Source organism: Bacteroidia bacterium (genome assembly GCA_025056095.1).
Taxonomy (GTDB): Bacteria; Bacteroidota; Bacteroidia; order JANWVE01; family JANWVE01; genus JANWVE01.
Genome location: JANWVW010000287.1, coordinates 1 through 2889, shown reverse-complemented (window position 1 = coordinate 2889; position 2889 = coordinate 1). Strand labels below are relative to the sequence as shown.

Genomic DNA, 2889 nt, shown 5'->3' with positions numbered 1-2889 from the left:
CGCAGCGAAGTACCGAAGCGAAGCGCAGTGCGGAATGCCCCGACCCTTGCGTCAGCAAGGGGCACGCCCAAAAAAATCAAATTACTTTTCAAACTTTTACATACAGCAGTTGAGCAGGTAGAGTTTTTGTGAAGTTTTGATACTTTAACGCTTAAATCCTTATATAACTATCTCTCGCGGTAAAATTAACATACCTGTTTTTTGATAATCCGCCCAAAAATTAGAATAAGACTTTTGAACACACTCAGGTTCTATCACAGAAAGGTAAGGAAGCCTAACGCCTGCCATAGCAAAAGCCATAGCTATCCTGTGATCTTGATATGTTTCTATTACAGCAGGCTTAGGTGTTCCGCCTGTTATGCGCAAGCTATCAGAGGAATGTTCAACCTCAATTCCTATTTTTTTCAACTCTTGGGCAATAGCCTGAATACGATGCGTTTCTTTGTAAGCTAAAGTTTGTAATCCTTTTAACACGCTCTGACCTTTAATAAAAGCAGCCACTACTGCCAGCATTGGTGCGGCATCAGGTAATAAAGCTAAATCAGCTTGTATAGGTTTAAGAGGACCCTCCGCAGGAAAAATTTCTAATTCGTTTTTTGAATTAAAACATGACTTTATGCCAATATCAGCCATTATGTTTTGGATAGCTTTTTCACCTTGTTGGCTATTCGGATTTAGACCTAATAAAATACACTTTTTACCTGATAGTGCAGTATATCCGTACCAAAACGTAGCCGCTGACCAATCTCCTTCTACAAAATACGTTTTTTTTATGTTATTTTCAGCTCTACCTTGATAGGTATAGGTCAAATTTGCTGTTTGGCTTACCCAAAAGCCCATTTCTCTCATTACTTGTAAAGTAAGTTCAATGTAAGAGTAAGAATTTACAGGTGGAATGAGTCTAACACTTGCCCCAACGCCTAAACAAGGTAAAATCATGAGTAAAGCTGACGCAAATTGGCTACTTTTTTCTGCTGAAACATTTAAATGAATAGACTTGGGGAAATTTTGCTTGCGTGTCAAAGTAACAGGTAAATACCCCTTTTCTTGATGATACGCTACTTCCGCACCTAACTGATGTTCTAAAACCTCTAATAAATCTTGTATAGGGCGTTTTTGTAAGCTTTTATCTCCATGAATGTGTACTTTAGAAGCCCAAAACAGTGATAACGCAGTCAAAAATCGTAAAGTGGTACCCGAAGGACCTGCGTTTATACTTACTTCTTTGTCAAGGTTACTACTGTTCGGTTGAATAGCCAGCGATAGATTGCTATCATCATAGTTTATTTCAAAGCCTAATTTTTTTAATCCTTCAAGGCAGGTTTGAATATCCGTGTTAAGTGTAACATTTTTTAACTCTGTTTTTGCTGAACAGTGAGTGGCTAAAATCAACATACGATTAGCCACACTTTTGGAACAGGGTACAGTTACACTTACTTCTTTGAGCTGCTTAGGATAGAATTGATAAATTTTCATCTAAACTTTTATGCTTAATTACACTGAATTCAATATACAAAAAAGCAAATTTGTCCGTTCGTAAAACTATTCTTACAAAATCTTGCTTTATTTACAGTGAGTATGATATATGATGCTATTATTGTGGGCGCGGGCATGGGAGGACTTTCTGTCGGAAGTTTATTGGCTAAACAAGGTAAAAAAATTCTCATTTTAGAAGCTGCGCGCGTGCCAGGTGGATGTAGCTCCAGCTTCATCCGAAAAGGATACATTTTTGAAAGCGGTGCTACCACTATCATGGGTTTCGATGATAAACAACCTTTGCAGTATTTGCAAAAAACATTAGGTATTCATTTGCCCATCACTGCGATTGAACCTGCTATGACGGTTTGGCTGCATAAAAAGCCGATAGTTCGTTACAAAGATATCCATAAATGGATTGCCGAAGCACAAAAAGCTTTTGGTCAGCCCGAACAACAAGAAAAATTTTGGCGATTGTGCTACAAAATTAGTCAATTAGTGTGGAAGGTAGCCCTAAAAAACAAGTACTTTCCCCCTCAAAATTTGCGCGATTGGTTGTATTTGATTACTCATAATAACCCTTTGGATGCGTTTTGGTTGCGTTATAGTTTTATATCCGTTAGAGATATGCTCAAAAAAATGAAGCTGCATACAAACCCTGATTTCACTCGTTTTATAGATGAACAATTGATGATTACTGCCCAAAATACAGCAGAACACGTCAATATGTTTATCGGAGCGGCAATGTTGTGCTACACTAACTACACTAATTACTATTCATGGGGCGGATTGATTTCCTTTGTCAGTGCTTTTGCACAGTATATAGAGCAGCATCAAGGTCAAATTTTGTATGAAAGTAAAGTAAAAAGCATTACTTACCAAAATGAAGTTTATTACGTACAGACCGATAAAGGTCAAGTCTATGCGGCTAAACAAGTAATTACTAACCTACCGATATGGAATTTACCTGAAATTGTTCAAATTCCTGAACTTCAAGCAGAATTTAAGCAGAAAATACAAAAACGTAATCAATATTGGTCGGCTTTTTCTGTGGGCATAGCTATACAAGATGTGCTGCCCAAAAATCTTACTTTACATCATCAAATCATATTAGACGAACCTATTCCTTTTCTCAACAGCCATTCTATTTTTGTGTCTATCTCTCATCCCGAGGATAAAATTCGCAGCACAAACGGCATACGAGTAATCAACATTTCTACCCATGCTCCTAACCCTGTGCAGTGGTTTGAACCTAATTTTGATGTTAGAAAAAAGAAAGAGGAGTTGCATCAATATATCTTAAAAGCATTGCATGAGTACTTTCCTTATTTCAAGCCAGAGCACATTTTGTACACTCATGCCAGTACGCCCAAGACGTGGCAAAAATGGGTATTTCGCAAAAATGGTAATGTG

Annotated in this window: 2 protein-coding genes; one reads left to right on the top strand and one right to left on the bottom strand. The window is 37.6% G+C overall.

Annotated features, from left to right (window positions below):
• Positions 1 to 159: 159 nt before the first annotated feature.
• The gene (gene aroA / locus NZ519_13475) at positions 160 to 1476 is read right to left on the bottom strand and encodes a 3-phosphoshikimate 1-carboxyvinyltransferase (protein ID MCS7029764.1); all 1317 of its coding nucleotides are present in this window, start codon (positions 1474 to 1476) and stop codon (positions 160 to 162) included.
• A 102-nt stretch (positions 1477 to 1578) separates the two neighbouring features.
• Here aroA and NZ519_13470 point away from each other — a divergent pair.
• Positions 1579 to 2889, top strand: a 1311-nt coding sequence (locus tag NZ519_13470) for an NAD(P)/FAD-dependent oxidoreductase (protein ID MCS7029763.1), incomplete at its 3' end; no start/stop codon positions are given.